22 protein-coding genes and 1 tRNA gene are annotated in these 25,387 nt (G+C 70.0%); 13 read left to right on the top strand and 10 right to left on the bottom strand.

The genetic code is table 11. The annotated features are described in order from the left end of the window. Positions 1–235 precede the first annotated feature (235 nt). The 3 genes from AC5RUH_RS11710 to AC5RUH_RS11700 all read left to right on the top strand — a co-directional run bounded on the left by AC5RUH_RS11710 (position 236) and on the right by AC5RUH_RS11700 (position 4,675). The gene (locus AC5RUH_RS11710) at positions 236–3,160 is read left to right on the top strand and encodes a UPF0182 family membrane protein (RefSeq protein WP_494128650.1); all 2,925 of its coding nucleotides are present in this window, start codon (positions 236–238) and stop codon (positions 3,158–3,160) included. A 45-nt stretch (positions 3,161–3,205) separates the two neighbouring features. Next, positions 3,206–3,282: transfer RNA gene (locus tag AC5RUH_RS11705), tRNA-Met, on the top strand. Positions 3,283–3,505: 223 nt separating this feature from the next. Beyond that, on the top strand, positions 3,506–4,675 hold the full coding sequence (locus AC5RUH_RS11700; protein ID WP_494128649.1) for a hypothetical protein: 1,170 nt from the start codon (positions 3,506–3,508) through the stop codon (positions 4,673–4,675). A gap of 114 nt (positions 4,676–4,789) precedes the next feature. On the opposite strand, the gene AC5RUH_RS11695 is transcribed toward AC5RUH_RS11700, so the two are convergent. Beyond that, a complete protein-coding gene (locus tag AC5RUH_RS11695; RefSeq protein WP_494128648.1) occupies positions 4,790–5,557 on the bottom strand; it encodes a PspA/IM30 family protein in 768 nt (255 codons plus the stop codon). Positions 5,558–5,631: 74 nt separating this feature from the next. Beyond that, complete coding sequence (locus tag AC5RUH_RS11690) at positions 5,632–7,698, bottom strand: TPM domain-containing protein (RefSeq protein WP_494128647.1); 2,067 nt, start codon at positions 7,696–7,698, stop codon at positions 5,632–5,634. Positions 7,699–8,038: 340 nt separating this feature from the next. Here AC5RUH_RS11690 and AC5RUH_RS11685 point away from each other — a divergent pair, with 340 nt between their 5' ends. The 4 genes from AC5RUH_RS11685 (at position 8,039) to AC5RUH_RS11670 (ending at position 12,362) form a co-directional block, all read left to right on the top strand. Then, positions 8,039–9,613, top strand: a complete 1,575-nt coding sequence (locus AC5RUH_RS11685; RefSeq protein WP_494128646.1) for a S1C family serine protease — start codon at positions 8,039–8,041, stop codon at positions 9,611–9,613. Positions 9,614–9,819: 206 nt separating this feature from the next. Next, positions 9,820–10,635, top strand: coding sequence for an electron transfer flavoprotein subunit beta/FixA family protein (locus AC5RUH_RS11680; protein WP_494000244.1), 816 nt, complete (start codon positions 9,820–9,822; stop codon positions 10,633–10,635). A 33-nt stretch (positions 10,636–10,668) separates the two neighbouring features. After that, the gene (locus tag AC5RUH_RS11675; protein WP_494128645.1) at positions 10,669–11,613 is read left to right on the top strand and encodes an electron transfer flavoprotein subunit alpha/FixB family protein; all 945 of its coding nucleotides are present in this window, start codon (positions 10,669–10,671) and stop codon (positions 11,611–11,613) included. Between the two features lie 5 nt (positions 11,614–11,618). Then, positions 11,619–12,362: a PIG-L deacetylase family protein gene (locus AC5RUH_RS11670; RefSeq protein ID WP_494000242.1), complete on the top strand. Its 744-nt coding sequence runs from the start codon at positions 11,619–11,621 to the stop codon at positions 12,360–12,362. 133 nt (positions 12,363–12,495) lie between these two features. On the opposite strand, the gene AC5RUH_RS11665 is transcribed toward AC5RUH_RS11670, so the two are convergent. The 3 genes from AC5RUH_RS11665 to AC5RUH_RS11655 form a co-directional block, all read right to left on the bottom strand. Further along, the gene (locus tag AC5RUH_RS11665; protein WP_494128644.1) at positions 12,496–13,080 is read right to left on the bottom strand and encodes an anti-sigma factor; all 585 of its coding nucleotides are present in this window, start codon (positions 13,078–13,080) and stop codon (positions 12,496–12,498) included. A gap of 74 nt (positions 13,081–13,154) precedes the next feature. Next, positions 13,155–13,622 (bottom strand): tRNA (cytidine(34)-2'-O)-methyltransferase, encoded by a 468-nt coding sequence (locus AC5RUH_RS11660; RefSeq protein WP_494012531.1) that lies wholly within the window; start codon positions 13,620–13,622, stop codon positions 13,155–13,157. A gap of 87 nt (positions 13,623–13,709) precedes the next feature. Further along, entirely contained in the window at positions 13,710–14,636 is a 927-nt protein-coding gene (locus tag AC5RUH_RS11655; protein ID WP_494128643.1) for a J domain-containing protein, read from the bottom strand. Between the two features lie 110 nt (positions 14,637–14,746). Here AC5RUH_RS11655 and AC5RUH_RS11650 point away from each other — a divergent pair, with 110 nt between their 5' ends. Further along, positions 14,747–15,652, top strand: a complete 906-nt coding sequence (locus AC5RUH_RS11650) for a diacylglycerol/lipid kinase family protein (RefSeq protein WP_494128642.1) — start codon at positions 14,747–14,749, stop codon at positions 15,650–15,652. On the opposite strand, the gene AC5RUH_RS11645 is transcribed toward AC5RUH_RS11650, so the two are convergent. Genes AC5RUH_RS11645 through AC5RUH_RS11635 form a run of 3 tightly spaced genes read right to left on the bottom strand, consistent with a single transcriptional unit; the run spans position 15,574 to position 18,580 of the window. Continuing rightward, on the bottom strand, positions 15,574–16,392 hold the full coding sequence (locus AC5RUH_RS11645) for a pyrimidine reductase family protein (RefSeq protein ID WP_494128641.1): 819 nt from the start codon (positions 16,390–16,392) through the stop codon (positions 15,574–15,576). The genes AC5RUH_RS11650 and AC5RUH_RS11645 overlap by 79 nt on opposite strands. Beyond that, on the bottom strand, positions 16,389–17,333 hold the full coding sequence (gene folP / locus AC5RUH_RS11640) for a dihydropteroate synthase (RefSeq protein ID WP_494128640.1): 945 nt from the start codon (positions 17,331–17,333) through the stop codon (positions 16,389–16,391). The genes AC5RUH_RS11645 and folP overlap by 4 nt, the downstream gene beginning before the upstream one ends. Next, the gene (locus tag AC5RUH_RS11635; RefSeq protein WP_494128639.1) at positions 17,330–18,580 is read right to left on the bottom strand and encodes an NAD(P)/FAD-dependent oxidoreductase; all 1,251 of its coding nucleotides are present in this window, start codon (positions 18,578–18,580) and stop codon (positions 17,330–17,332) included. Before AC5RUH_RS11635 ends, folP begins: the two co-directional genes overlap by 4 nt. 181 nt (positions 18,581–18,761) lie before the next feature. Between AC5RUH_RS11635 and AC5RUH_RS11630 the strand changes: the two genes are divergently transcribed. The 5 genes from AC5RUH_RS11630 (at position 18,762) to AC5RUH_RS11610 (ending at position 23,584) form a co-directional block, all read left to right on the top strand. After that, a complete protein-coding gene (locus AC5RUH_RS11630) occupies positions 18,762–19,418 on the top strand; it encodes a helix-turn-helix transcriptional regulator (RefSeq protein WP_494128638.1) in 657 nt (218 codons plus the stop codon). A 78-nt stretch (positions 19,419–19,496) separates the two neighbouring features. Beyond that, positions 19,497–20,720 (top strand): cysteine desulfurase family protein, encoded by a 1,224-nt coding sequence (locus AC5RUH_RS11625; protein ID WP_494012524.1) that lies wholly within the window; start codon positions 19,497–19,499, stop codon positions 20,718–20,720. 88 nt (positions 20,721–20,808) lie between these two features. Further along, on the top strand, positions 20,809–21,945 hold the full coding sequence (gene mnmA, locus AC5RUH_RS11620; protein WP_494012523.1) for a tRNA 2-thiouridine(34) synthase MnmA: 1,137 nt from the start codon (positions 20,809–20,811) through the stop codon (positions 21,943–21,945). 198 nt (positions 21,946–22,143) lie between these two features. Further along, entirely contained in the window at positions 22,144–22,509 is a 366-nt protein-coding gene (locus AC5RUH_RS11615) for a chorismate mutase (RefSeq protein WP_494012522.1), read from the top strand. Between the two features lies 1 nt (position 22,510). Beyond that, on the top strand, positions 22,511–23,584 hold the full coding sequence (locus tag AC5RUH_RS11610) for a uroporphyrinogen decarboxylase/cobalamine-independent methonine synthase family protein (RefSeq protein ID WP_494128637.1): 1,074 nt from the start codon (positions 22,511–22,513) through the stop codon (positions 23,582–23,584). Positions 23,585–23,677: 93 nt separating this feature from the next. Here AC5RUH_RS11610 and AC5RUH_RS11605 read toward each other — a convergent pair whose 3' ends face one another. Both AC5RUH_RS11605 and AC5RUH_RS11600 read right to left on the bottom strand, forming a co-directional pair. Next, the gene (locus AC5RUH_RS11605; protein ID WP_494128636.1) at positions 23,678–24,319 is read right to left on the bottom strand and encodes a DUF4166 domain-containing protein; all 642 of its coding nucleotides are present in this window, start codon (positions 24,317–24,319) and stop codon (positions 23,678–23,680) included. Positions 24,320–24,382: 63 nt separating this feature from the next. Further along, on the bottom strand, positions 24,383–25,387 hold a 1,005-nt coding region (locus tag AC5RUH_RS11600), incomplete at its 5' end, for a DUF58 domain-containing protein (RefSeq protein WP_494128635.1).

Here is a 25,387-nt window from a genome sequence, read left to right as displayed (position 1 = left end):
GGTGCCGGACCGTTCCCGCGCCGCGGTTCGCCGGGGCCGGTGTTGACAAGGCAGAATGGGAACGGAACCCTCCGAGACCGCCGTTCGTGGCATCTAGGGGGAGTGTCCCCGCAGCGGCGGTTTCGCCGTGATGCCACGCATGCAGACAACGAGGTAACGAGTGACGTTCGGACAAGACCGGTCTTACGGCGACCGGCCAACACCGCTTAACAGTCCTGGCAAGAAACGTTCCGCATTGGTGCCCACCCTCATCGTGGTGGCCGTCCTGGTGGTGGGCTTCGTCTTCTTCTCCCAGATCTACGCAGACATCCTCTGGTACAACCAGCTGGGCTACCTGGAAGTCATGCTTAAGGAAACCGGCACCAAGATCGCCATCTTCCTCATTGCCTTCCTGATCATGGGCCTTGCCGTCTACTTCAGCCTCCGGCTGGCATACCGTTCACGCCCGGTGTACGCGCCGGACAGCTCGCTGCAGGACAACCTTAACCGTTACCAGCAGCAGCTGGAGCCGGTGCGGCGCCTGCTGATGATCGGCATCCCGGTAGTGCTCGCCGGTTTCGCCGGCACCGCCGCCGCCTCGGCGTGGCAGACCGTCCTGCTGTTCTTCAACCAGCAGCCGTTCGGCCAGACCGATCCCCAGTTCGGCCTGGACTTCAGCTTCTACATGAACACCCTGCCGTTCCTCGGTTTCATTAACGGCTTCCTGATCAGCGTGGTGCTGATTGCCGGCATCGCCGGGCTGCTGACCCACTACCTCTACGGCGGGATCAGGCTAGAGGACAAGGGGTTCTTCGCCTCCACCGCGGCGAAGATCCATGTGGGAATCTTTGCCGCGCTGTTCCTCATCCTGCAGGGTGTCAACTACTGGCTGGACCGGTACGCCACCGTGCAGTCCAACGCCGGAAACTGGACCGGTGCGCTGTACACCGACGTCAACGCCGTGATTCCCACCAAGGCCATCCTCGCCGTCGCCGCCGTGCTGGTGGCCATCCTCTTCATCGTCTCGGCCTTCATCGGCCGCTGGCGGCTGCCGATCGTCGGCACGGCCATGCTTGTCGTCACCGCCATCCTCGCCGGCGGGGTCTACCCGTGGATCGTCCAGCGCTTCCAGGTGATCCCGAATGAGCAGGACGTCGAGGCCCCGTACATCGAACGCAACATCGCCCTGACCCGCCTGGCCTACGGCCTGGACGACGTCCAGACCATGAACTATGAAGCCGTCGTGGAGGCAGAAGCCGGCGCGCTGCGCGAGGACGCCGAAACCACGGCCAATATCCGCCTGCTGGATCCGAACCTGGTGTCGGACGCGTTCGCGCAGCTGGAACAGTTCCGCCAGTACTACCAGTTCGACGAGACGCTCAACGTGGACCGCTACACGGTCGACGGCGAGGTGCAGGACACCGTCATCGCCGTCCGCGAACTGAACACCGCGGGCGTGCCGGCCGGCTGGGTCAACGAGCACCTGCTCTACACCCACGGCTACGGCGTCGTCGCGGCCGCCGGCTCCCGCGTGGAGCCGGACGGCAAACCGTCGTTCATGCTCTCCGGGATCCCGTCGCAGGGCGTGTTGGGCGACGACTCGACCTACGAGCCCAGGATCTACTTCGGCGAAGCGTCTCCGGACTATTCGATCGTCGGTGCGCCCGAGGGCAGCACCCCGATCGAGATCGACCGGCCGCAGAGTGCCAATGCCGAAACCGATACCCGGAACACGTTCGACGGCGACGGCGGTCCCAACATCGGCAACTGGTTCAACCGGTTGGTCTACGCCCTGAAATTCCAGTCGACGGACCTGATGCTGTCGGACGCGGTCAATTCCGAATCGCAGATCCTCTACGACCGGGATCCGCGCCAGCGTATCGAAAAAGTCGCTCCGTACCTGACGGTGGACGGCAATGCCTACCCCGCCATCGTTGACGGCCGCGTGAAGTGGATCGTGGACGCCTACACCACCAGCGAGCACTTCCCGTACTCGACTCCGCAGCAACTGGAGTCGGCCACCATTGACTCCGGGACCACCGGGGGCGCCACGGTGGCGCTGCCGGCGGAGGAGGTCAACTACATCCGCAACGCCGTCAAGGCAACCGTGGACGCCTACGACGGGTCCGTGGACCTCTACGCCTGGGACGACCAGGATCCGCTGCTCAAGGCCTGGACGAACGTGTTCCCGACGACGATCAAGCCGTACAGCGAGATGTCGGCCGACCTGATGGCGCACGTCCGCTACCCGGAGGACCTGTTCAAGGTGCAGCGGGAGTTGCTCACCAGGTACCACGTGACCAACGTCAACCGCTTCTACGAGAACTCCGACGCCTGGAGTGTTCCCACGGATCCGACGCTGGGCGAGGGATCGACCGTCAAGCAGCCGCCGTACTACCTGTCGCTGCAGATGCCCAACCAGGACGCGGCGTCCTTCTCGCTCACCACCCCGTTCATTCCGTTCGCCGTTCCCGGCGAGCAGGCACGCAACGTGCTGTACGGGTTCCTTTCCGCCAACGCGGACGCCGGCACCGGCGAAGACGGCGTGAAGTCCGAGGACTACGGCACGCTGCGGTTGCTCGAACTGCCGCGCGACATCACCGTGCCCGGTCCGGGCCAGGCACAGAACCTGTTCAACTCGGACACCGAAGTGTCGCAGGCGCTGAACCTGCTGCGCCAGGGCGCTTCCGAGGTGAAGAACGGCAACCTGCTCAGCCTGCCGGTCGGCGGGGGCATGCTGTACGTGCAGCCGGTCTACGTCCAGTCCTCGGGCGCTTCCTCCTACCCGATCCTGCGCCGCGTGCTGGTGAGCTTCGGTGAGGAAGTCGGCTTCGCCCCGACGCTGTCCGAAGCATTGGACCAGGTGTTCCAAGGCGATTCGGGCGCCACCACCGGCGACGAAGAAAACGTCGGGGAGACACCGGCGACGCCGGACGCACCGGAGACCAGTGCCGAGGAGGACCTGCAGGCGGCCCTGCAGGCCGCGCGCACCGCGATCCAGGAGGGACAGGCCGCGCTGGCGGAGGGCGACTTCGCCGCCTACGGCGAAGCCCAGGAGCGGCTCCAGGCGGCGCTGCAGGACGCCATCGACGCCGAGGCAGCGATCTCCGGCGCCGCCCCCGAAGGCGGAGCGAACGGGGCAACGGAGCAGCCTTCTCCGGAGGCGACCGAGGGCAACTGACCGATTTGCTTCGCTACCCCGCGGCCGGTAATGTATTCACTGCGCCGCGGGGTGGAGCAGTTCGGTAGCTCGCTGGGCTCATAACCCAGAGGTCAGAGGTTCAAATCCTCTCCCCGCAACCAAGAGCAAGGGCCCCGTCCGATGTCATGTCGGGCGGGGCTTTTGCGTGCCCCGATGCCGCAAGCCGGACCGGCTGTGCCCGGGGTGCCGCAAGCCGGACCGGCGTGCCTGGGCCGCAAGCCCCGGGCCGCGAGCCAGGCGGGTTAGTGCCCGAGGCCACAACCCCGACCGGTAGTATGGTTTCACCCGTCCCCGATTTTCCCTCGGAAAGATCGTTGTTGTCCCATGCTGGAATCAGTGAGCAGCTACGCCCTGGCCGCCGGAGCGGCAGCCCTGTTCAACCCCTGCAGCCTGCTCCTGTTGCCGGCGTGGCTCCTGATGGCCGCCGGCAGCAGCTGGCACAGCACGGCCGCTGACGCCGTGCGCCGGTCCGCCGTGACGGCTCTTGTCTTGACCGGCGGCTACACGACGTCGTTCTCGTTGGCGCTCCTGGCGGCAGGTAATCCGGCGACCCATGCCGGGGCCCTGGCCTACATTTCGGCCGGGACCGGGATGTTGTTGGTCCTGCTCGCGTCCTTCCTGGTGGCCGGCGGGCGGGTCCGGCTGTTGCAGGCAGCGGCGGCGGGAGGCGGAGCGTTCGTCCGGCTCAGCGCGATGGCTGTTGCCGGTGCGGTGATCGGGCTGGCCTCGCTCGCGCCACAGCTGCCGGAATTGCTGGCCGCGGCCGGGGAGCAGGGCGGCGCGGAAGCCCCTGTCGCCGGCATGGCCGCCTACGTCCTGGGCCTGCTCGCCGGTTTCGGCCTGCTGTGCGCCGCAGCGTCCTCGGTCGGGGCCGCCGCCGGCCGGCGATGGCCCGAAGCCTGGCCGGTGCTGGAAAGAGCCCAGGGCTACCTGCTGCTGCTCGCCGGGCTGGGCACCGCCTACTACGCCTTCTTTGCTGTCCGGAATGCCGCGGGGCACCAGGTCGAGGACCGGCTGATCGATGCCGCGCACGGGGCCCACGGGTTGCTTACCGATGTGCTGTACGCCGTCCCCGCCTGGTTGGTTCCAACTGCCTACCTTGCATTGATCGGCTGGCTACTGCTGCGCAGGCGGCGTCCCGGGCCCCCGGAACCTGAGTCCGGGCACGACCGGGCCGCCACCCCTGCTCCGGCCGCGGCGCCCGCCACCCCTGCTCCGGCCGCGGCGACCGCCACCCCTGCGCCGGCCGCGGCGCCCGCCGCACAGCCGGCTCCGGCGGCGTCCCGGGCGGGCTCCCGCCGTCGTCCGTCGCCAGAGCAGGACGGGGGAGTGGGTTCGGCGCCGCGGGGGCGGGGCGCCGGCGTGCCGGACGCAGTCGAGCACCGTCCCCGGCACTACAACCCCAAGGCCCTGCGCCGCGCGCGGATCCGCGCCTCCGGACCCGGCCGTTTCACCGGCCGCAGCCTTCTCCGGGCCGTGAAGCCGCGCCGTTAACGCGATCGCACCGCCCCCGGAAAGGAAGGACCCGGGCCGACAGGAAAGGCTCCGGGCCACACCGGAAGGTGCGGCACGGAGCCATTCATGCCAGGGCGGCCGGAGGGCTGGTGCTCAGTAGCTCTCTGAGGTAGCTTCCTTGCCGGCCTCCAGCGACGACGGGGCCGGGCCGGTCCCGGACTTCAGGGCTGCCAACCGCGCCTCAACCTCCGTCTGCTCGCCGAGGTCTTCCAGGCTCTCGAACTGGGCATCCAGGCTGGAAGCGGCCAGCTCGGCCTGGCCGCGTACCTTTGCTTCCTCGCGGCGGATCTTCTCCTCGAAGCGGCCGACTTCGCTGGTCGGGTCGAGAATGTCGATGCTCTTGATGGCGTCGTGGACCTGCGACTGGGCCTGCGCGGTTTTGGCGCGCGCGATCAGCTCGTCGCGCTTGTTCTGCAGCTCGTTGAGCTTGGACTTCATCTGGTTGAGTCCCTGCTTGAGCTTTTCCACGATTTCGGTCTGCGAGGAGATCGTGGGCTCGGCGCCCTTGGCTTCGTTCTCCGAGGAGATCTGGCGCTGGATTGCCACCTTCGCGAGGTTGTCGAACTTCTCGGCGTCAGCGGCGTGGCCCGAGGCGCGGTACTCATCGGCCTTTCGGCTGGCGGCCAAGGCCTTGGCACCCCAGCTGCGGGCGTTCTCGAGGTCTTCGTTGTAGTCGTCCTGCAGCATGCGCAGGTTGCCGATGGTCTGCGCGACGGCGCTTTCGGCTTCGGCAATGTTGTTCGTGTAGTCGCGGACCATTTGGTCCAGCATCTTCTGCGGATCCTCCGCCTGGTCGAGCAGCGCGTTGATGTTTGCCTTGGCCAACTGTGCCATGCGGCCGAAAATTGAGTGCTTTACCACGGTGATGCCTTTCGATCGGAATTACTCGAACTTTGCCTTCCAAGCAGCCAGGACGGCTGCCCGGTCTGTCTGGTCTAGAAGCCGCCGCCGGCGCCGCCGCCGTCGCCGAAGCCACCGAAGCCGCCGCCGCCACCGCCGAAACCGCCGAAGCCGCCGCCGCCGAAAACGTCACCGCCGCCGCCGCCACCGAAGATCCCGCCGCCGCCGTGCGAGCCGTGTCCGCCGTGGAGGATGGAATCGATGAGGATGCCGCCGAGGATCGCCCCGCCCAGGCCGCCGCCCCGACCGCCGAACATTCCTCCTCCGCCGAAGCCGCCCATGCCGCCACCGAAACCGTCCACATCCTCCTGGGCCATCTGGCTGGCCTGCTGCGCCAGGGCATTGGCCTGGCGGGCGTAGTTGAGCGCCTGCTCCGGATCCGAGTCGGCGATGGCCAGCGCATGGTCGAGATTCCGTTCCGCCTCCGCCAGCCGGGTGCGTGCCTCGCTCCGAACGCCGCCGCGCCGCGCCTGGATGTAATCCGAGGTGCCGGAGATCTGGGCCTGCGCGGACATGATGGCGTGCTGCAGGGCCTCGCGGGCACGCCGGTTGCGGTCCTGGGCGTCCCGGATTCCGGAGAGCGAGGCATCCAAGGGCTCCATGGCTGCCTCCAGCCGCTGCACCATCATGATCGGATCGATGCGCCCCCCGGCGGCCTCCTGCCGGACGGCGGACACGGCCGCCTCCAGCCCGGCCAAGGGGCCCGCGAGCTCGGGGTGCTGCCCGGAGGCGATGATGGCCCTGGCCTGGGCGATGTCCTGGGTCGCGTCGGCGATGCTGCGTTCCATGCTCTGCCGGGCGTCCTCAAGGTCCTTGGCCGTCCTGGCGATGGCCTCCAACAGGATGTTGGCCTGGTGCAGGCTCTCCTCGGCCGCGCGCACGGCGATCACGGCGGCGCTGCGGTCTCCTTCGTCGAGCTTGTCCTGCGCGGTGCCGGCCGCGTTCTCGACGAAATCCAGCCGTTCCCCGGCCTGGCCGATGTTGTCGGCGACCTGTTGCAGCGCGCTGTCGGCAAAGCGGGTGCGAAGCTGTTCCAGCCGGGCCGTGCCGTCGTCCAGCCTGCCGCGGGTTTCCCGGGCGGCGGCCCGGGCCCGCTCAAGCGCCTGCGGTGCGGTTTCTTCCAGCTCCCGCAGCGCGTCGAAGTCCTCTTTGTGTGACTGGAGGGAATCGTTGACTGCCTCACAGCGGCGGATGATGTCGCCCAGCCAGGCGCGCTGCTCTTCTTCGGTGTCCGGAATATGGTCATCGAGCTGCTGCTGCAGTTTGAAGGACTCCATCATGTGGGACTTGGCCGCGGTGATGTCCTGGCGGAACGGCTGCACGGCTTCGTCCCCGTACTGGGCCATGGCGAAGCCCAGCTCCTGCTCGCTCGATTTGATCGCGTCGTCGGCGGCCACCAGCAGGCTGCCGGCCTTCTTGCGAAGGTCCTCCACGGACATGGCGTCATGCGGATCCAGCGGACGCCCGTCGGGGCCGGTCTGCAGCTGAGGCTGCGGGCGCTGGCTCTTGTTCCGCTTGGACCGCGCATACAGCAGCGCCGCGCCGCCGCCCACCACCACGACGCCGCCCAGGAGCAGCACCGGGCCCAGCGAGCCGCCCCCGCCACCGGATGCGACGGAACCGTCGCCACCGGTGGCGGCATCCTCGACCGCCGCCACGGCGGTCAGCGCGGCCCCCGCCCAGTCCGCTTCCCCGAGGGCAGGCCGGATGGATTGCGCGATGTTCTGGTCCCGGGAGACGACGGGGTTGCCCTCGGCCGACTGGAACAGGTATTCGCGGCCGTCGACGGCAACGGCCAGCAAGCTGTCGACGGAGCCCAGCGAGTTGAGCTCGGCCATCTCCAGCACCCACTGGTTGCGGTCGGCCGGTTCGGTGAATTCATCCACGAAGACGATGTAGACGTTCAGGCCTTCGGACTGCTGCAGCTCGCGTACTGCGTCCTCGACCTCGGCCGTCCGGGCACCGAGCACACCGGCCTGGTCCACCACGAACTCGCCCGGCGGAATGTCGACCGGCGGCACCGCGTGCGCCAGCGCTGCGGGCGCGAGAAAGACTGCCGTCAGGCCGGCTACGGCCGCCAGACGCCTGAACGGTGAGCGCATAAAGGTCCCTTCAGCAGCAGCTGGGGCCGTGGCGCCCCGGCTCATCGGCGTGGTCCTGGCCCCGGCCGGGGCGGATCCACCCACTCGTGATTCTATGGTCCTGCGTTTGGCACCGTCCACCACAGCCCTCCGCCCGCGGCGAACACCCGAGCAGCTCCTCCGCCGCATGTGGCGGACTGCGATACATCGTTTGACCCTATGGGTGGGCGTGCGGAGGCGTCCGGCGGGGCCGCGCCCCGTCGCCGGCATACGGCTGGTTTCCAGATTCCTTACAGGAAACGTGCGACGTTATCCCAGCGAAGCCGTGCATAGTGGAATGCAGACCAAGAAAGGACCTGCCATGAGCGAGAACAACCAGGAGCCGCAGCAGCGGCCCGCCCGGCCGATGCCACCGTTGCCGCAGAATCCGCCGGCCTTCCGTGCCGGGGAGCAGCCGGCGGCAACCGACGAGACCCAGCGGTTCCGTCGCCCGGCACCGGAAGCTGCGCGGCAGGTTTCGGCGCAAGACCAGGCCCGGCAGGAGCCCCAACACCACACCCCGCAGCAGCCTCAGTACGGCCAGCACGCCCCGGGCACGTTTGGCCAGTATGCCGTGCCGTCCTACGGCCCGGAGAACGCGGGCAGTTCAGGCGGCTACGGGGGACAGGGCCACACCCCCGGATACGGGAGCGGCAGCCACGGGCAGGGGAACGGCTACGGAAACCCGGCAGGCGGGCAGCGTGCCGGGGCGGGCACCAGGAAACGCTTTGGCACCGGGACGCTGATCGCCGGCATGTTGCTGGCAGGCCTGGCCGGCGGTGGAGTCGCCGTGGGTTCGCAGGCGCTGGCGGACGGCTCGGCGGGCACCTCCATCACCGGCAGCGGTCCGGAGCAGCTGATCGTGAACAACACGGACTCGGTCAACGAGATCACCGCCGCGGCGGCCAAGGCCTCGCCGAGCGTGGTGACGATCTCGGTGGCCAGCGGCAACACCGGGGGATCAGGATCGGGCATCACCCTGGACACGGAGGGGCATATCCTCACCAACGCGCACGTGGTGACGCTGGGCGGCCAGACGGCTAATCCCGACGTCGAGGTGCGCACCAGCGACGGCGGCGTGCACAAGGCCAAGGTGGTCGGCACCGATCCCTTGTCGGACCTGGCCGTGATCAAGATCAATGCCAAGGGCCTCACGCCCGCGACGTTTGCCGACTCCGACAAGCTCAACGTCGGCGACACCACCATTGCCATCGGAGCGCCGCTGGGCCTGGCGGGCACCGTCACCGACGGCATCGTGTCCACCTTGAGCCGCACCATCAGCGTCTCGTCCTCCGCCGTGCCGGAGAATTCAGGCGACAGTGCCCAGCCGGGCCCGGGCGACCAGTGGAACTTCCAGTTCCCCGGCGAGGAACGGTCCTCGAACCAGGGCAGCATTTTCCTGAATGTCATCCAGACCGATGCGGCGATCAACCATGGCAACTCGGGCGGTCCGCTCGTGAACACCAACGGAGAGGTCATCGGCGTCAACGTGGCCATCGCTTCCTCGGGCGAAGACAGCGGCAGCATCGGCGTGGGCTTTTCCATCCCCAGCAACTACGCGCAGCGGATCGCCCAGGACCTGATCGAAGACGGGACGGCGAGCCACGGCCAACTCGGTGTGACGGTGACGGCCAAGCCCTCCGGCAACTCCTCCGGCAACACCCAGTTCTCGGTGGGGGCGGCCGTCGTGGAGGTGGTTGAGGGATCGCCCGCCAAGGAGGCCGGCCTGCAAAAGGGCGACGTCATCACCCGGGTGGAAAACCGCGTCATTGACGACAGCCAGTCCTTGACCGCGGCCATCCGCGAACACGCCGCCGGCAGCACCGTGCAGGTCACCTACCTGCGTGGCGGCGAAGAACGCACCGTCGACGTGACCCTGGGCGAAGGCCAGGCCTGACCGCACGTCCCCGGTGAGGCACCAGCCCTCACCGGGGCGGCGCACAACGGCAGCCCCGCAGGTGTTTACCGCCGCGGGGTTTGCCGTGGCGCAGGCGGCGGCCCCGCAGGTGTTTACCGCCGCGGCGATGCCGGTAAGGTTAGGGTGTTTGCAGCGGCCCGCAACACCCGCGCGGGCCGTGGACGGCGGAAGGAAGTTCAGCGAGGATGCAAAAAGCAGCAGGCACAGCCTTGAACATCGTGGTGCTGGTCAAGCACGTACCGGACGCACAGTTCGACCGGCACCTGACCGGCGATCCGGCAACGGTGGACCGCTCGGAGAGCATCCTGTCCGAACTGGACGAATACGCCATCGAAGCCGCCCTGCAGCTGGCGGAGGAGCGCGGCGGCCCGAAGGCCGGCAACCGGGTCATCGCACTGAGCATGGGCCCGGCAGCAGCGGCCACCGCCGTGAAGAAGGCGCTCCAGATCGGCGCCACCGAAGGCATGCACGTAAACGATGATGCCCTGGCCGGCTCGGACGCCGCCGGGACGTCGCTGGTGCTGGCGGCCGCCGTCCGCAGCCTCGGCGACATCGACCTGGTGCTCACCGGGATGGCATCCACCGACGGCGAAACCTCGCTGGTTCCGGCGCAGCTGGCCGAGCGCCTGGGCCTGCCGCAGCTGACCTTCGCCGCCAGCCTGGAGGTCGACGGGACCACCGTGCGCGCCCGTCGGGACGGCGATACCCACGCCGACAGCCTGGAAGCGGAACTCCCCGCGGTGGTATCGGTCACCGACCAGATTAACGAACCGCGTTACCCGAACTTCAAGGGCATCATCGCCGCCAAGAAAAAGCCCGTGGCCACCGTGTCGCTGGCGGATTTGGGCATCGAACCCGGCGCGGTCGGCACGGCGGGTGCCTGGACCGCCGTCGCCAAGGCAGAAGCGCGGCCGCCGCGGTCGCAGGGCACCATCATCACCGATGAGGGCGACGCCGGGATCCGCCTGGTGGACTTCCTGGCCGCCCAGAACCTGCTCTAGTCCGCCACGGAAACCGCGAAGGATATCGGCACCATGACTACTGTTCTTGTCTTCATCGACCGTCCCGGCCACGCCCTGCACAAGATCCACCGGGAACTGCTCACGCTCGCCCGCGGCATCGGAGAACCGGTGGCAGCATTCAACGGCGATCTCACCGACGCCCTGCGGACCGAGCTCGGGGAGTACGGCGTGGGCACCGTCTACCTGCCGGCCGCGGACGTGGACGGCGCCCTGGTGGCCCCGAAGGCCGCCTTTCTGGCGGCGGCCGTGCGCCAGGCCGCTCCGGCCGCGGTGCTGCTGGACAACACGTTCGAAGGCAAGGAGATCGCCGCACGGGCCGGCATCAAACTGTCATCCGGGGTCATCACCGACGCCATCGACGTCTCGGCGGACCTGACGGTCACCAAGAGCGTGCTGGCCGGCGCCTATACCGTGCAGGCCAACGTCACCGAAGGCACGCCGGTCATCACCGTGAAGGCCAATGTTGTGGCCGAGGCTCCGGCGGCCCAGGCGGCGGCGCCGCAGGTCGTGACGGTCGACGCCGGGGACTTCGGCCCCGCCGCCCGGATCACCGAACGCACCGAGAAGACCGCCACCGGCCGTCCTGACCTGACCGAGGCACGCGTCGTCGTGGCCGGGGGCCGCGGCACCGGCGGCGATTTCGCGCCGATCGAAGACCTGGCCGACGCGCTCGGCGGGGCGGTGGGTGCCTCCCGGGCCGCCACCGATGCCGGCTGGATCGAGCACTCGGCGCAGGTCGGCCAGACCGGCAAGACCGTCTCGCCTCAGCTCTACATTTCCGCGGGCATCTCCGGGGCCATCCAGCAGAAGGCCGGCATGCAGACCGCCAAGGTGATTGTTGCGGTCAACAACGACGCCGACTCGCCGGTCTTCGAGATCGCCGACTTTGGCATCGTGGGCGACCTGGCCACCGTCTTGCCGCAGGCCGCCGCCGAGATCCGCCGGCGGAAGGGCTAGCGGCGGTGACGGTTGAGGAATTCCAGCCAGCACGCGTCCTGGTCTTTGCCGCGCACCCCGACGACCTGGACTTCGGGGCCGCCGGCACCATTGCCCGCTGGACCGCGGCGGGCGTGGAAGTCAGCTACTGCATCATGACCGACGGCGACGCGGGCGGCTTTGACGACGCCCAGCGCGCCGGCATCGTCGAACTGCGGGCGGCCGAGCAGGCCAAGGCCGCAGCGCTGGCCGGCGTCACCGACCTGCATTTCCTGCATCAGCCCGACGGCTACCTGGAGCCCACCCACGAGGTGATCCGCCAGGTGGTGGAGCTGATGCGCCGCATCCGGCCCGACATCGTGCTGTCCATGCACCCGGAGCGTGCCTGGGACCGCATTCAAAAGAGCCACCCGGACCATCTGGCCTGCGGAGAAATCGTCACCCGCGCGATCTACCCGGCCGTGGAAAACCCGTACGCCTATCCCGAACTGCTCGAGGCAGGGCTGGCCGCCTACAAGGTGCCGTTCCTGTGGTTCTACGGCGGGCCGCGGGAACGCGAGAACCACTACGTGGACATCACCGACCACGTCGACACGAAGCTGGCCGCCATCAGGATCCACGCGAGCCAACACCCGGACTTGGCCGCCATGGACGCCCGCGTGCGCCAGAACCTGGCGGAGAACGCCATGCGCGGCGGCCTGCCCGGACGCAGCGCCGAGGCCTTCCACGTGGTGGAAATCAATACCCCGGAAACCATCGCCGGATTCTGACGCAGGCCGCAGGCCGCCGGCCGATCTCCCGCTCACGCCGGCCCGGTGGGAGACCTGCGCCCCCACGGCGTCACGGTGGCAGGCCGCGCGGGTGCCTGTGCCCGTGCCTCGGCAGGTGGCCGGCGGCGCCGGGCTACGGCGTGGCGAGCGGAATGACGACGGCGAACGGCAGGCGGGGCGATTCGGCTCCGCCGGGTGCCTCGATGGAGACGGCCAGTTCTCGGCTGGTGGAGATGCCGTCGATAACCACCGGCTTGCCCGAGGTGATGTCGGCGGCGTCGATGGTGCCGGCCGACACCGGCGCCGAACCGTCCGCCGGAAGCCGCCAGACCTGGTACGTGCGCCCCTCGGACGCCTGGACGCCGTGGAACGTCAGGACGGCGGCGTTCTCGCGGAGCGACACCGAGGCGTCCACGGTGCCGCCTCCCTCCAGTTCCTGCTGGCTGGCGACGACGTCCGCGGCAGCCGTGACGTCCTGGTCCGAGGTTCCGCCCACGGTTTTCGCTACGGCGATGGCCCCCACCACCACGACGACGGCGGCCAGGGCAAGCAGCAGCCACTTCGTGACGGCCGGCATCGGCCGCCGCTCGGCGTCTTCCGATCCGCCGGTGAGCTGGTCGGCGTGCAGCACGGAGGCATCGTCATCCGGTGCGTAGTCGTTGTCCCCGGGGGAGTTACCGGGGCTGGCCAGGCGATCAGATGGCTGGGGCGTATCCATATCATTCAAGTCTATCCGTCCCCGCCGAAGGCAGGGTCCAGCCCGACACGCCGCCGCACCGAACCGCGTCGGCGCTACAGTTTGGCCCCGGCAAAACCGTGCTGCCGCCACGCCTCATAGACGGCGATGGAGGCCGCGTTGGCCAGGTTCAGCGACCGCAGCGACGGAAGCATGGGCAGGCGCAGCCGCGCCGTGACGTGCGGATCCTGTTTGACCGATGCCGGCAGACCGACCGACTCCGGCCCGAACATCAGCACGTCGCCGGGAGCGTAGGCGACGTCCGTGTAGGAGCGCTCCCCGTCGGACGCAAAAGCGAAGACCCGTTCCGGCTGCAGGGCGTCCCACGCAGCCTCCAGATCCGCGTGGACCCGGACCACGGCAAGATCGTGGTAGTCCAGCCCGGCGCGGCGCAGCTTGGAGTCTTCGAAGGTGAAGCCCAGCGGCTCGACCAGGTGCAGTTCGGCTCCGGTGACCGCGGCCAGCCGGATGGCGTTGCCGGTATTGCCGGGGATTTCGGGGGCGTAGAAGAGGATGCGGAACACGGATTACATCCTAAGCGCGCCTCAGCCGCGGCCCGGCATCCGGGCTGGCGGGCGGAGCAGCACCCGGGCGGGCGGGGAAGCACGCCGTCAGGCGTGCATGCCGCCCAGCAACCTGGCGAGCGAGGGGACGTGCACGGTGTTTGGCGCCGGGCCGGAGGACAGGAACTGTTTGAGCTCGCGCACCAGACGCGCCGCGTTGACCACGTGCACCGGGACGATCCCGTCCGGGTCGTAGCCGCGCGTGTAATCGATGACCGGTTCGTGGAGGTTCCCGTCGGCGGAGTGGATCACCGTCCAACCGGTGACATTGAGTTCCGGAAACAGTTCCTGCATCCTGCGCACCGCCGGTGCCAGCCTCGGCGGTTCCACGATCCGTCCGTCCTTGTGCAGGGTGCGGCCGTCCCAGCGGAAATTCCCCCGCGGCAGCAGCATCGAATCAATCAGTGCCAGCCGGTAGCCTGCCAACAGCGCGTGGTCGATGAAGCCGTTGTCCGCCGGCGAGTGCAAGCCGTTGACCAGCCGTGCGGACGGGATGGCCGGCAGGATCTGCCGGCTGATCAGCTGCGCCGTCAGCGCCTCGCGCCGCAGTCGGGCCCCGGCGCCGAAGATGCCACGCTTCCGCGGCGCCCCATGGATGTGTTGGCGGGCGATGTTCTCCGGCAATGCAGGGGACCCGTCCGGGGAGCCGTAGGCGGGAACATAGACGGGGGAGTCCGACGCCGACGGCCCGCGTTGTCCGGGCGCAGAGTGCCGGGGGCCGGGGCCGGCCGCGAAGGTTCCGGTGCTGTCCGTCGGGGCGCCCGGGCCGGCGGCACCGTAGGAACGGTCGTAGCGGGACCTGGCCTGCGGGTTGCTGAGGACTTCGTAGGCCTGGCTGACGCGGCGGAACTCGGCGGCATCCCCGCCATGGTCCGGGTGCGTGGCGCGGGCGGCCCGGCGGTACGCGGCCTTGATCTGGTGCGCCGTGGCATTAACCGGCAACCCCAGGACGTCGTAGTGGGATAGGGGAATCACCGGCCGCCTCTCTGTCGGGTCTCGGGAGTCCTGCGCGAAGCCAAGTGTAACCGCCGGCCGCCTGTGTCGTACCGCGACCGCGGGCCGCCGCGATGCCACAATGATCTGCTGTGACCTCGCTGCCGTCCTCTGCGCCGATCGCCGTCGCGGTCAACCCCCGTGCGTCCTTTGGAACGGCCGCCGGTGCGGGAGCGGAGGTCATGGCCGAGCTCGCCCGGCGTGGCCGCCCCGCCGTCGAGCTGCGGGCGGAAACGGGGGCCGCGCTCGCCGACCTGGTCGCCGGCGCGCTGCGCCGCGGGGTCTCCGCCCTCCTGGTGGTGGGCGGTGACGGAATGGTTCACTTAGCAGTCAACGCGCTGGCGGGCACACAGGTTCCGCTGGGCATCGTGCCGGCGGGCACCGGGAACGACTTTGGCCGGCTGTTCGGCCTGCCCGCCGGGCCGGCCGCCGCCGTCGGGCATTTCCTGCACGCCTTGGAGCAACCGCGCAGGGTGGACCTGGGCCGGGTGACGCATCCGGACGGGTCCACGGCCTGGTTCGCCGGGGTGCTCTCGGCCGGCTTCGATGCGGCCGTCAACGACCGTGCCAACCGCTGGAAATTCCCCCGCGGCCGGCTGCGCTATCCGCTGGCCATGCTGCGCGAACTCGCTTCCTTCCGGCCCATCCGCTACAGCCTCGTCGTGGACGGCGTGCCGCGGGAGGTCGACGCGATGCTCGTCGCCGTGGCCAACGGCCGCTCCTTTGGCGGCGGGATGCGCATTGTGCCGGGGGCGGCGTACGACGACGGTTTGCTGGATCTGTTCATCGTCTCGCCACTGTCCCGTCGGGCCTTCGTCGGCATCTTTCCGCGCGTCTACGCCGGCCGGCACCTCGGCCATCCGGCCGTCCGCATCGAGCGGGTCAGGACGGTCCGGTTGGAGGCCGCCGGCGTCACCGCTTACGCCGACGGCGAGCGGGTGGGGAGGCTGCCGGTGTCCGTGGACGTGGTCCCCGGTGCGCTGTCCGCGGCGGTGTAACGCAACAGCAGCATCGACCCGGACTCGAGCACCTGCCGCAGTTGAAGCCGCTGCAGCGACTCGCGCGCGCCGGGAACATGGTCGGATATCCGCTTGGCGGCCCCGCCGGCCAACACCGGGCTGATCGTCAGGCACAGCTCGTCCACCAGCCCCGCCGCCTGGAAGCTGCCGAAGAGAAGCGGCCCGCCCTCGCTGTGGATCTGCTCGTAGCCGCGGGCGGCCAGCGCCTTCACCACCCGCGCCGGTTCCACCTTGGTGGTGCCGGCGTCGAGCACGTCGGCCACCGGTTCCAGCGCCCGGCGCCGGGTCGCGGGCGACGCGGCGCTGGTCAACACGATCGGCCGCACGGGCGCGGCGGTGAAGAATGCGCTGCCCGGGTCCAGGTCCAGCGACGCCGAGACCACGGCGACAGGCGGATGCGCACTCATGCCGCGGGCGAGGCGCCAGGCCTGGGACTCCGCCGAGAGCAGCTCGCCGCCGTAGCCTTCGGCCCGGATCGTTCCGGCACCGACCACCAGGACATCGGCCAGCCTGCGCAACAGCAGGAACACCCGCTGGTCCACCTCGTCGCCCAGGGTTCCGGAGCGGCCGGCATAGGTCGAGGCGCCGTCCAGGCTGGCCACGAAATTGAAGCGGACCCACGGGCCGGAGCGGGGGAGATCGCCGTACCAGGCCAGCAGCTGCTGGTCGGTAGCCTGCTCCGGCCCAGGCGGCAGGAGGCGCCGGATCGGGCGCGTCACGGCGCCGCCGGTTCGTTGACGTCGCCCATGTTGTGCCTCAGGCAGGACGGTTCCCGCCAGCCCATCACGGCCTCGGTCATGCGGATGGCCGAGCTGGCTTCCGCGACGTTGTGCATGCGCAGGATCCGCGCCCCGTTCATGATGCACATGACCGCTGCGGCCAGCGAGCCGGAGAGCCGTTCCTGCTTGCGCTGCGCCAGCGTCTCGCCGATGAAGTCCTTGTTGGACACCGCCGCCAGCGCCGGGTAGCCGAGGGACGCGATTTCGGCAAAGCGCCGGGTGATTTCCAACGAATGCAGCGTGTTCTTGTTCAGGTCGTGGCCCGGGTCGACGATGATTTTCCCGGCCGGGATGCCCAGGTCCAGGGCCAGCTGCACCTTTCGTCGCAGGAACCCGGCGACGTCGTCGACCACGTCGTCGTAACGGGGGCGGGGAAAGACGGTGCGTGGGGCGGCGAGCGAGTGCGTGATGACCAGATGCGCCCCGCCTTCCGCCACGACCGCCGCCAGCTCCGGGTGGTGCAATCCGGTGGTGTCGTTGATGACGTTGGCTCCGGCGCGGATGCTCGCTTCGGCCACCTCGGGCAGGAAGGTGTCGGCGGAGATGATGGCGTCCGAACCGGCCCGCACGGTCTCGATGACCGGGACAACCCGCTCGGCTTCCTCCCGCGCTGACAATGCCGGGCCCGGGGCGAACGGCACGCCGCCGATGTCCACCCAGTCCGCGCCCGCGGCCACCGCCGCCAGGGCGGCGTCGATGGCGGCCCGCCGGGTGAAGGTGCGGCCGGTGTCGTAGAAAGAGTCGGGGGTGCGGTTGATGATGGCCATCAGCGCCACCTGGCGGCGGAAGTCGATCCGTCGGACACCGAAGTCGTGCACCGGGTGGTACAGCTCGGGCAGGAAGGCGCTGGACGGCGACCGCGTCGTCAGTGGCTGGCTCACAGGCTGGTCAGCTCCTTGTCGGGATTGGACAGGTCCGCGGCATCGACGCTGCGGCCGGAACGGATCAGGTCCTGGATGGGCTCCTGGACGTCCCAGATATTTACATTCATACCAGCCACCACCTTGCCCTCGCGCAGCCAGAACGCGATGAACTCCAATGAGTCCAGGTCCTGGTGGTTGCCCCGGAACACCGGCTCGCCCCGCGCCGACCAGGGGAAATAGCCGGAGTACTCCATGCCGATCCCGAACTGGTCGGTGTAGAAGTACGGGATGTCGTCGTTGGACGCGTCCTGGCCCAGCATGGCGGCAGCGGCGGTCTTCCCTTGGGCCAGGGCGTTCGCCCAGTGCTCGCTGCGCAGCGGGCGGCCGTAACCGGGATGGTAGGCATGGGCAACGTCGCCGGCAGCGTAGACATGCTCGGCGGAGGTGCGCAGGGTCTGGTCGGTGTCAATGCCGCTGGACACGGCCAGCCCCGCAGCTTCGGCCAAGGCGGTGTTCGGGACGGCGCCGATGGCCACCAGGACCAGGTCGGCGGGCAGGCGCTCGCCGTTGTCCAGGACAATGCCGGCGACCCTGCCCTCCCCGCCGTTGCCGTCCTCGCCGAAAATTTCCACCGGCCAGCGACGGGTGCGCAGCAGGACGCCCTCGCGGCGGTGGGTATCGGCGAAGATGCTGCCGATGGCGTCGCCCAGGGCGGGGGCGAGCGGGATGTCGCCGCGGCCCAGGACCGTGACCTCGTTGCCGAGCTGGCGCGCCGTGGCCGCAACCTCCATGCCGATCCAGCCCATGCCGATCACGACCAGCCGCTGGTCCCCGGAAGCCAGCACGGCGTGCAGGGCCCGGCTGTCCGCCAGCGTGCGCAGGTAGTGCACGCCGCCCAGCCCGGCGCCGGGCAGTTCCAGCCTGCGCGGCGATGCCCCGGTGGCCAGCAACAGCTGCGAGTACTCCAGGGTGCCCGCATCGGCGAGCGAGACAGTACGCGCAGCGGGGTCGAAGGATTCCACCGTGGTGCCGCGCAACAGTTGGACGCCGTGCTCCGCATACCAGTCGGGCTGCTGCACGAGCCCCGACTGTTCATCCTCCCGGCCCGCCAGAAAGCCCTTGGACAGCGGCGGACGAAGATAAGGGTGCTGGTCCTCGGCGCCGGCCAGCACGATCTCGCCGCCGAAGCCGCCGCTGCGCAGCTCCCTGGCCGCTGTCGCACCGGCCAGGCCGGCCCCGGCGATGACGATCGGTTTCCCAGCCATGGCAGCGCTCCTTCATGTGCCGGCGGGCACGCGGCGGGTCCGCCCCCTGGCCGCCGATCTGATGGAAGCACCGGCAGCTGCCTGTCGGGGCAGGGCCAGATGTTCTAAAATGGGTACATCCGACTTTAGAAACCGGTTCCGGATAAGTCAATGCACCCCCCCCCCCAGCGGAAAGGACCCCATGGCCGACCAGCCGCCACCCGGACTCCCCGCCGTCTCGGCCCTGGGCGACGACGTCCGCCGCCGCCTCTTCGAATTCGTCCGCTACAGCGCCGAACCGGTGACCCGGGACCAGGCAGCCGCCGCCCTGGATTTGCCGCGCAGCACCGTGTCCCTCCAACTGGACGCGCTCGCCGGGCACGGACTGCTGAGCATCGAGTTCAGGAAACTCAGCGGCAAATCAGGGCCGGGCTCCGGCCGGCCGGCCAAGGTGTACGCGGCGGCGGTGCCGGAAGTATCGGCCTCCGTGCCGGAACGTGCCTACGGCCTGGCCGGCGAGTTGCTGGCCACGGCGGTCGAGGAATCGGCCAGGACCGCCCGCCCGGCGCACGAACTGGTGGCCGAGGCCGCCCGCGCCAAGGGCCGCGAGCTGGGGGCCGGCGCCGGCGGCCTGGCGGAAGCCCTCGCCGCGGCGGGCTACCGGCCGCTGCCGGACGCGGCCGGTTTCGCGCTGGGGAACTGCCCGTTCCACTTGCTGGCCCGCAGCCACACGGAAACGGTATGCGGCCTGAACCTCGCCCTGCTGCAAGGGATGCTGGCCGGCTGCGCGGACCAGTCCCACGGCGTCGCCGCGGATCCGGACGGGCCGTTCTGCTGCGCCAGGATCAACCGGCGCTGAACCGCCTGCGGGCTTCGAGCCTCCCGGGGCCGGGCGACGGGCTGAAACCAGGCGCACCGGGGCATGTAAAATATTGGCGTGCCCGTGTACCTTGACCACGCGGCGACCACGCCCCTTGTGGCGCAGGCCCTGGCCGCACTCACCCATGAACTCAGCCGCAGCGGAAACCCCTCCTCGCTGCACGGTTCCGGCCGGCGTGCCCGCAGGGTGGTCGAGGACGCCCGCGAGACCATCGCCGCCGCGGCCGGGGCGCATCCGTCCGAGGTGATTTTCACGTCCGGCGGTACCGAAGCCGACAATCTTGCCGTCAAGGGCCTGTATTGGTCCCGGCGCGACGCCGACCCCCGGCGGCGGCGGATCCTGTGTTCGCCGGTGGAGCACCATGCCGTGCTCGACACGGTGGAATGGCTGGCGAAGCATGAGGGCGCCGAGGCGGTCTGGCTGCCGGTCGACGCCCACGGCGTGGTCTCCGTCGAGGCCCTGCGGCGGGAAATCGAAGCCGACCCCGCGGCCGTGGCGTTGGTCACCGTCATGTGGGCCAACAACGAGGTCGGCAGCGTCCAGCCGATGGCAGAAATAGTCGCCGCCGCGCAGCCGCACGGCATCCCGGTCCACTCGGACGCCGTCCAGGCGTTCGGCCACCTGCGGGTGGATTTCAAGGCCTCCGGGCTGGACACCCTCGCCATCAGCGGGCACAAGATCGGCGGCCCGGTGGGGGTCGGTGCGCTGCTGGTCGGCCGGGACGTGAAGCTGACGCCCGTCCAGCACGGCGGCGGCCAGGAACGCGACATCCGGTCGGGCACCCTGGACACCCCGGCGATCGCGGCCTTCGCCGCGGCCGCGGAGGCCGCCGTCGGGCAGTTGCCGGAAGAAGCCGCACGGCTGGCGGAATTGCGCGACCGGCTCATCGCCGGCGTCGCGCGCGGCGTGCCGGAGGCGGTGTTGCGGGGCACTCCGGATCCGCAGCACGAGGGCCTGCGGCTGCCCGGCAACGCGCATTTCACCTTCCCGGGCTGCGAGGGCGATTCGCTGTTGTTCCTGCTGGATCTGGCCGGCGTGGAGTCCTCCACCGGGTCGGCCTGCACCGCGGGAGTGCCCCGGCCGTCGCACGTCCTGCTGGCCATGGGGCTGAGCGAAGAAGAAGCCCGCGGGGCCCAGCGCTTCACGCTCGGGCATACAACTACCGAGTCAGACGTTGACTCACTGGTGGCGGCGCTGCCGGAGGCATACGCGCGGGCCAGGAAGGCCGGGATGGCCGGCCACGTCTCCAGCATCCAGACCGCGGGCACGCAGTTCGGCTGAGGCCTCGGCGGACCGGGCAGGTGCGGTGGGGTGCACGGAACGTGGCGGCCGCGGGGACACGACAACGAATCAGTAGGGAAACGAATTCATGAAGGTACTGGCAGCGATGAGCGGCGGCGTGGACTCCGCCGTGGCGGCGGCACGGGCGGTGGAGGCCGGCCACGACGTGGTGGGCGTGCACCTGGCCCTGAGCCGGATGCCCGGCACCCTGCGCACCGGCAGCCGGGGCTGCTGCACCATCGAGGATTCGCGTGACGCCTGGCGTGCCTGCGACATTCTGGGCATCCCGTACTACGTCTGGGATTTCTCCGAGCGGTTCAAGGAAGACGTGGTGGACGATTTCATCGCCGAATACGCCGCCGGCCGGACGCCGAACCCCTGCATGCGCTGCAACGAGCGGATCAAGTTCGCCGCGTTGCTGGAGAAGGCTCTGGCGCTGGGGTTCGACGCGGTGTGTACCGGCCACTACGCCAAGGTCATCGAGGACGAGCACGGCAACCGCGAACTGCACCGCGCCGCCGACTGGGCCAAGGACCAGTCCTACGTGCTGGGCGTGCTGACCCACGAGCAGCTCAAACACTCGATGTTCCCGCTGGCCGAAACGCCGTCCAAGGCCGAGGTCCGCGCCGAGGCGGCGGCGCGCGGGCTCTCCGTGGCGAACAAACCGGACAGCCATGACATCTGCTTCATTTCCGACGGCGACACCCGCGGCTGGCTGGCCGAAAAGATCGAGATGGAATCGGGATCCATCGTTGACCAGGACGGCCAGGTGGTCGGCGAACACGAGGGCGCCAATGCGTTCACCGTCGGCCAGCGCCGCGGACTGAAGCTGGGCCGGCCCGCCCCGGACGGCAAGCCGCGGTTCGTGCTGGAGATCCGGCCCAAGGAGAACAAGGTGGTGGTGGGACCCGAGGACCTGCTGGCCGTCGACCAGATGCGCGGCATCAAGGTTTCCTGGGCGGGCCTGCCGTTGCCCGAGGTCGAGGCGCACACCGAGTTCGACTGCATGGTGCAGGTCCGCGCGCACGGCGACCCGGTGGCGGCGCGGGCGCAGGCGGAGGTTGGCGAGGATGGCCGGCAGCAGTTGGTCGTGACCCTCATCGAACCGATGCGCGGCGTGGCCCCGGGCCAGACCATGGTGCTCTACCAAGGAACCAGGGTGCTGGGCCAGGCAACCATCGATTCGGCGCGTTCGCTGAGCTGGGACCCGGCCAACGTTTCCTAGATGAAGGGCCCGCCCGGCGCGGGACCCCTTCGTCCGGGCCGCGCCGGCGGCGGTCGTCCTTTCGGGCCGGGGCCGGGGACGCCGGCCCGTGACGCGGGCCCGTGACGCGGGCCGGGGGCGCGGGCCGCGTCACGGGCGGTGCTTCACAGAGCGGTAACCGGTGCACCTCCCGCGCGGGCCGAACCATAAACTGGTGGCATGACCGACCCCCGCCTTGCCGATGATTACGACCCGACCGCCAGCTCCCTCTCCGATCAGGTGGCGCCCGAGGTGATGGCGGAGCTGTTGGCGGTGCGGGGAAGCATCGACAACATCGACGCGACGCTGGTCTATCTGCTCGCCGAGCGGTTCAAGGCCACCCAGCGGGTGGGGTACCTGAAGGCCGCGCACAAACTGCCGCCGGCCGACCCCGACCGCGAGACCGCCCAGATCAACCGGTTGCGGCGGCTGGCCGAAGAAGCGCATTTGGATCCGGCCTTTGCCGAGAAGTTCCTGAACTTCATCATTTCGGAGGTCATCAGGCACCACCAGGCCATCTCCGACGAGCACAACGGCGGCAACTGACATGGCCGCCGGTTCCCACGGGCCTGCCGCCGACGTGCCTGCCGGGCCCGGGCGGCCCGCCCACGTGAGCGCCACCGGGCTGGGCAGCTGGCCCGGCACGGAACCAGCCGAGGCCGCGCGCATCGTCCGCGGTGAACTGGGCGAGCCGAACCTGCCGCATCTGGTCGAGCTGCCGGACCGAGGCGCCGGGTCGGATCCGACCGCACGAACCGCGGGCATGCTGGAGGGGCTGTTCATCGATCTGCAGCCGCACGGCTGGCGCTTGGTGGACCGTCCGGGGCAGGATCACCGCAGGACCGTGTCCGCGCTGCGGACCGACCTGAACGTGCTGGCCGATGTGGTCGGCGCCGAAGACCGCCCCGGCAGCCAACTCAAGATCCAAATGCGCGGACCGATGTCCCTGGCCGCCAACCTCCACCTGCACAACGGCGAACGCGCCCTGATCGACGCCGGCGCCCGGCGGGACCTCGCCCAGTCGCTCGCGGCAGGCGCGGCCGGACACCTGGCCAACGTCAGGGCCGCGCTGCCGGCCGGCACGGAACTGGTGGTCCAGCTCGAGGAACCGGAGCTCGATGCCGTGCTGGCCGGGACCATCCCCACGGCCAGCGGATACCGCACCCTGCGCGCGGTCGCGGCAACGGAGGCCTCCGCCGCCTGGGACCTGGTGGCCGCCGCACTGCGCGATGCCGGAGCCGTGGAGGTGGTCGCCCTGGTCCCTGCCGCCGATTCCTCTCTCGACGCCGTGGCCGGCAGCGGACTGGACGGGGTCGCCCTCCCCACCGGTGCCCTGACCACCCGGCAGTGGGAAACCATCGCCGCCGCGGTGGAAGCGGACCGGACCGTGTGGGCAGGCATCATTGACCCGGCCGCAGGCGCCGTTCCGCAGGTCAGCGCGCTCGTAGATGCGGTCGTCCGTCCCTGGCGGCAGCTGGGCCTGCCGTTGACGCGGCTGCCGCGGTTGAGGATTACGCCGTCCGCCGGCCTGGCCGGACGTTCACCGGAGACGGCGCGCGCGGTGGTCAAGCGGCTCACCCAGACGGCCGACGCCCTGAACCAGGTCGTCGCCGAGGCATGAGCCCGGAGCGGCTCCGACCGGGGCGGTTCCGACAAGAGCCGGCGGCGGGCGGCCGGCAAAGAATCCCGGATTCGGCGCTGTGTTGGACTTCGATTAGGCGTGCACCGCGTACGTAAAGGATCCGGAGTATTCCAGCACGGTGCCGAGTTGGCGCTGGATGACCTTCGTCCGGATCCGGAAACGGCCCTCGGACCTATCCCACCACTGTTCCGTGAAGGCCGCGGCATCCAGCAGCAGCGGAAGCCCGATGGTGAGCGGGCCGGCTGATATCCGGCATCGCCGCGACGCGAGGCGCATCCGGCCGTCGGCACCGACCGAGCACGCCACGTCCGTCAGCAGGCGACCGCTGCGGCCCAGGGCACCGACGGGCCGGCGCAGATCGTCGTCCCAGCTGGTCCGGTCCTCCACGATCCGGGTCCGGTCGTCGAAGCTGAGTGTCCTGACGGCGGTGAGCTCCGGCTGGCCGCTGGCGTTCAGGGAAGCCCGGTTCTCGATGCTGAAGGGCACATTCTGCTGGTACTCGGGGAACAAGGCGTTGTCGCCGCTGGTCAGGCCGAGGAACGGCCGCAGCGCCGGAACCGGGCAGCCGGCGACGTCGAACAGGCCGGACCCGATGCCCCGGGCTTCGTGTCCGCCGTCGTCCGCTGCCGGCGGGGCGAGCGAGAAGTATTCCTGCAGTTCGGGCGCCAGGCGGGGAAAGTCCGGCCCCAGGGCCATCTGGTAGACGGAAACCATTGCATCACCATCCGGGTCGGGAGGCGGGCCGGCCAGGCAGGCCGGTGGCGGGGTCCACGGCGGTTACAGCCGTCCGGCGGCTTTGAGCCGGATGTACAGGTCGGCCAGTTGAGGCGGCAGTTCGTGCGGGGGAGCGTCCACCACTTCCGCGCCGAACTGGCGGATCTGCGCGGCGACTGCCGCCCGTTCCAGCACGGCACGCTCGGCGGCGGCGGCCCGGTACGTGTCGTCGGCGGTCCCGCGGACGGCGCGCAGCCGGTCCACGTGCGGATCGCTGACGGAGGCGACCACCACGGTGTGCTTGGCGGTCAACTGGGCCAGCACCGGCAGCAGCCCCTCCTCCGCCGCCCCGGAGTCCAGCGAGGTCAGCAGCACCACCAGCGACCGGTGCGAGGACAGGGCGTGGATCTCCGCGGGTATCTGCGACCAGTCCGCTTCGATCAGTTCCGGTTCCAGCGGGGCCATGGCGTTGACCAGCTGGTTGAGCAGGTTGCCCTTGGCCGCGGAGGCGACCCTGGCCCGCGGCCGCCGGTCGAAGGCCAAAAAATCCACGCGGTCGCCGCCGCGCTCGGCGAGCACGGCCAGCAGCAGCGACGCCTCGATTCCGGTGTCCAGCCGCGGCTCGTCCTCGATCCGTGCGGCCGAGGTGCGGGAGGTGTCCAGCACGATCACCACCCGGCGGTCGCGTTCGGGACGCCAGGTGCGGACGACGACGGCCTGCCGCCGGGCGGTGGCGCGCCAGTCGATGGAGCGCACGTCGTCGCCGCGCACGTAGTCGCGCAGCGAATCGAATTCGGTGCCGGCCCCGCGGATTTGCACCGCCACGCGGCCGTCCAGTTCGCGCAGCTTGCGCAGCTTGGAGGGCAGGTGACGCTTGGAATGGAACGGCGGCAGCACCCGCAGCCGGCCGGGCAGGGCGATGGTGATCTGGCGCGCGGCCACCCCGAGCGGCCCCAGCGACCGGACGGTGACGTGGTGCGCCTGCAGGTCGCCGCGGCGCTGCGGCGTCAGCTGCACCTCGACCAGCCGCCGTTCCCCCGGCGCGAGGCGCGCGCGCTGCTCCGGGTT

The organism is Arthrobacter sp. Y3223166, from assembly GCF_059090935.1.
This window is presented reverse-complemented; position numbering and strand designations above follow the sequence as displayed.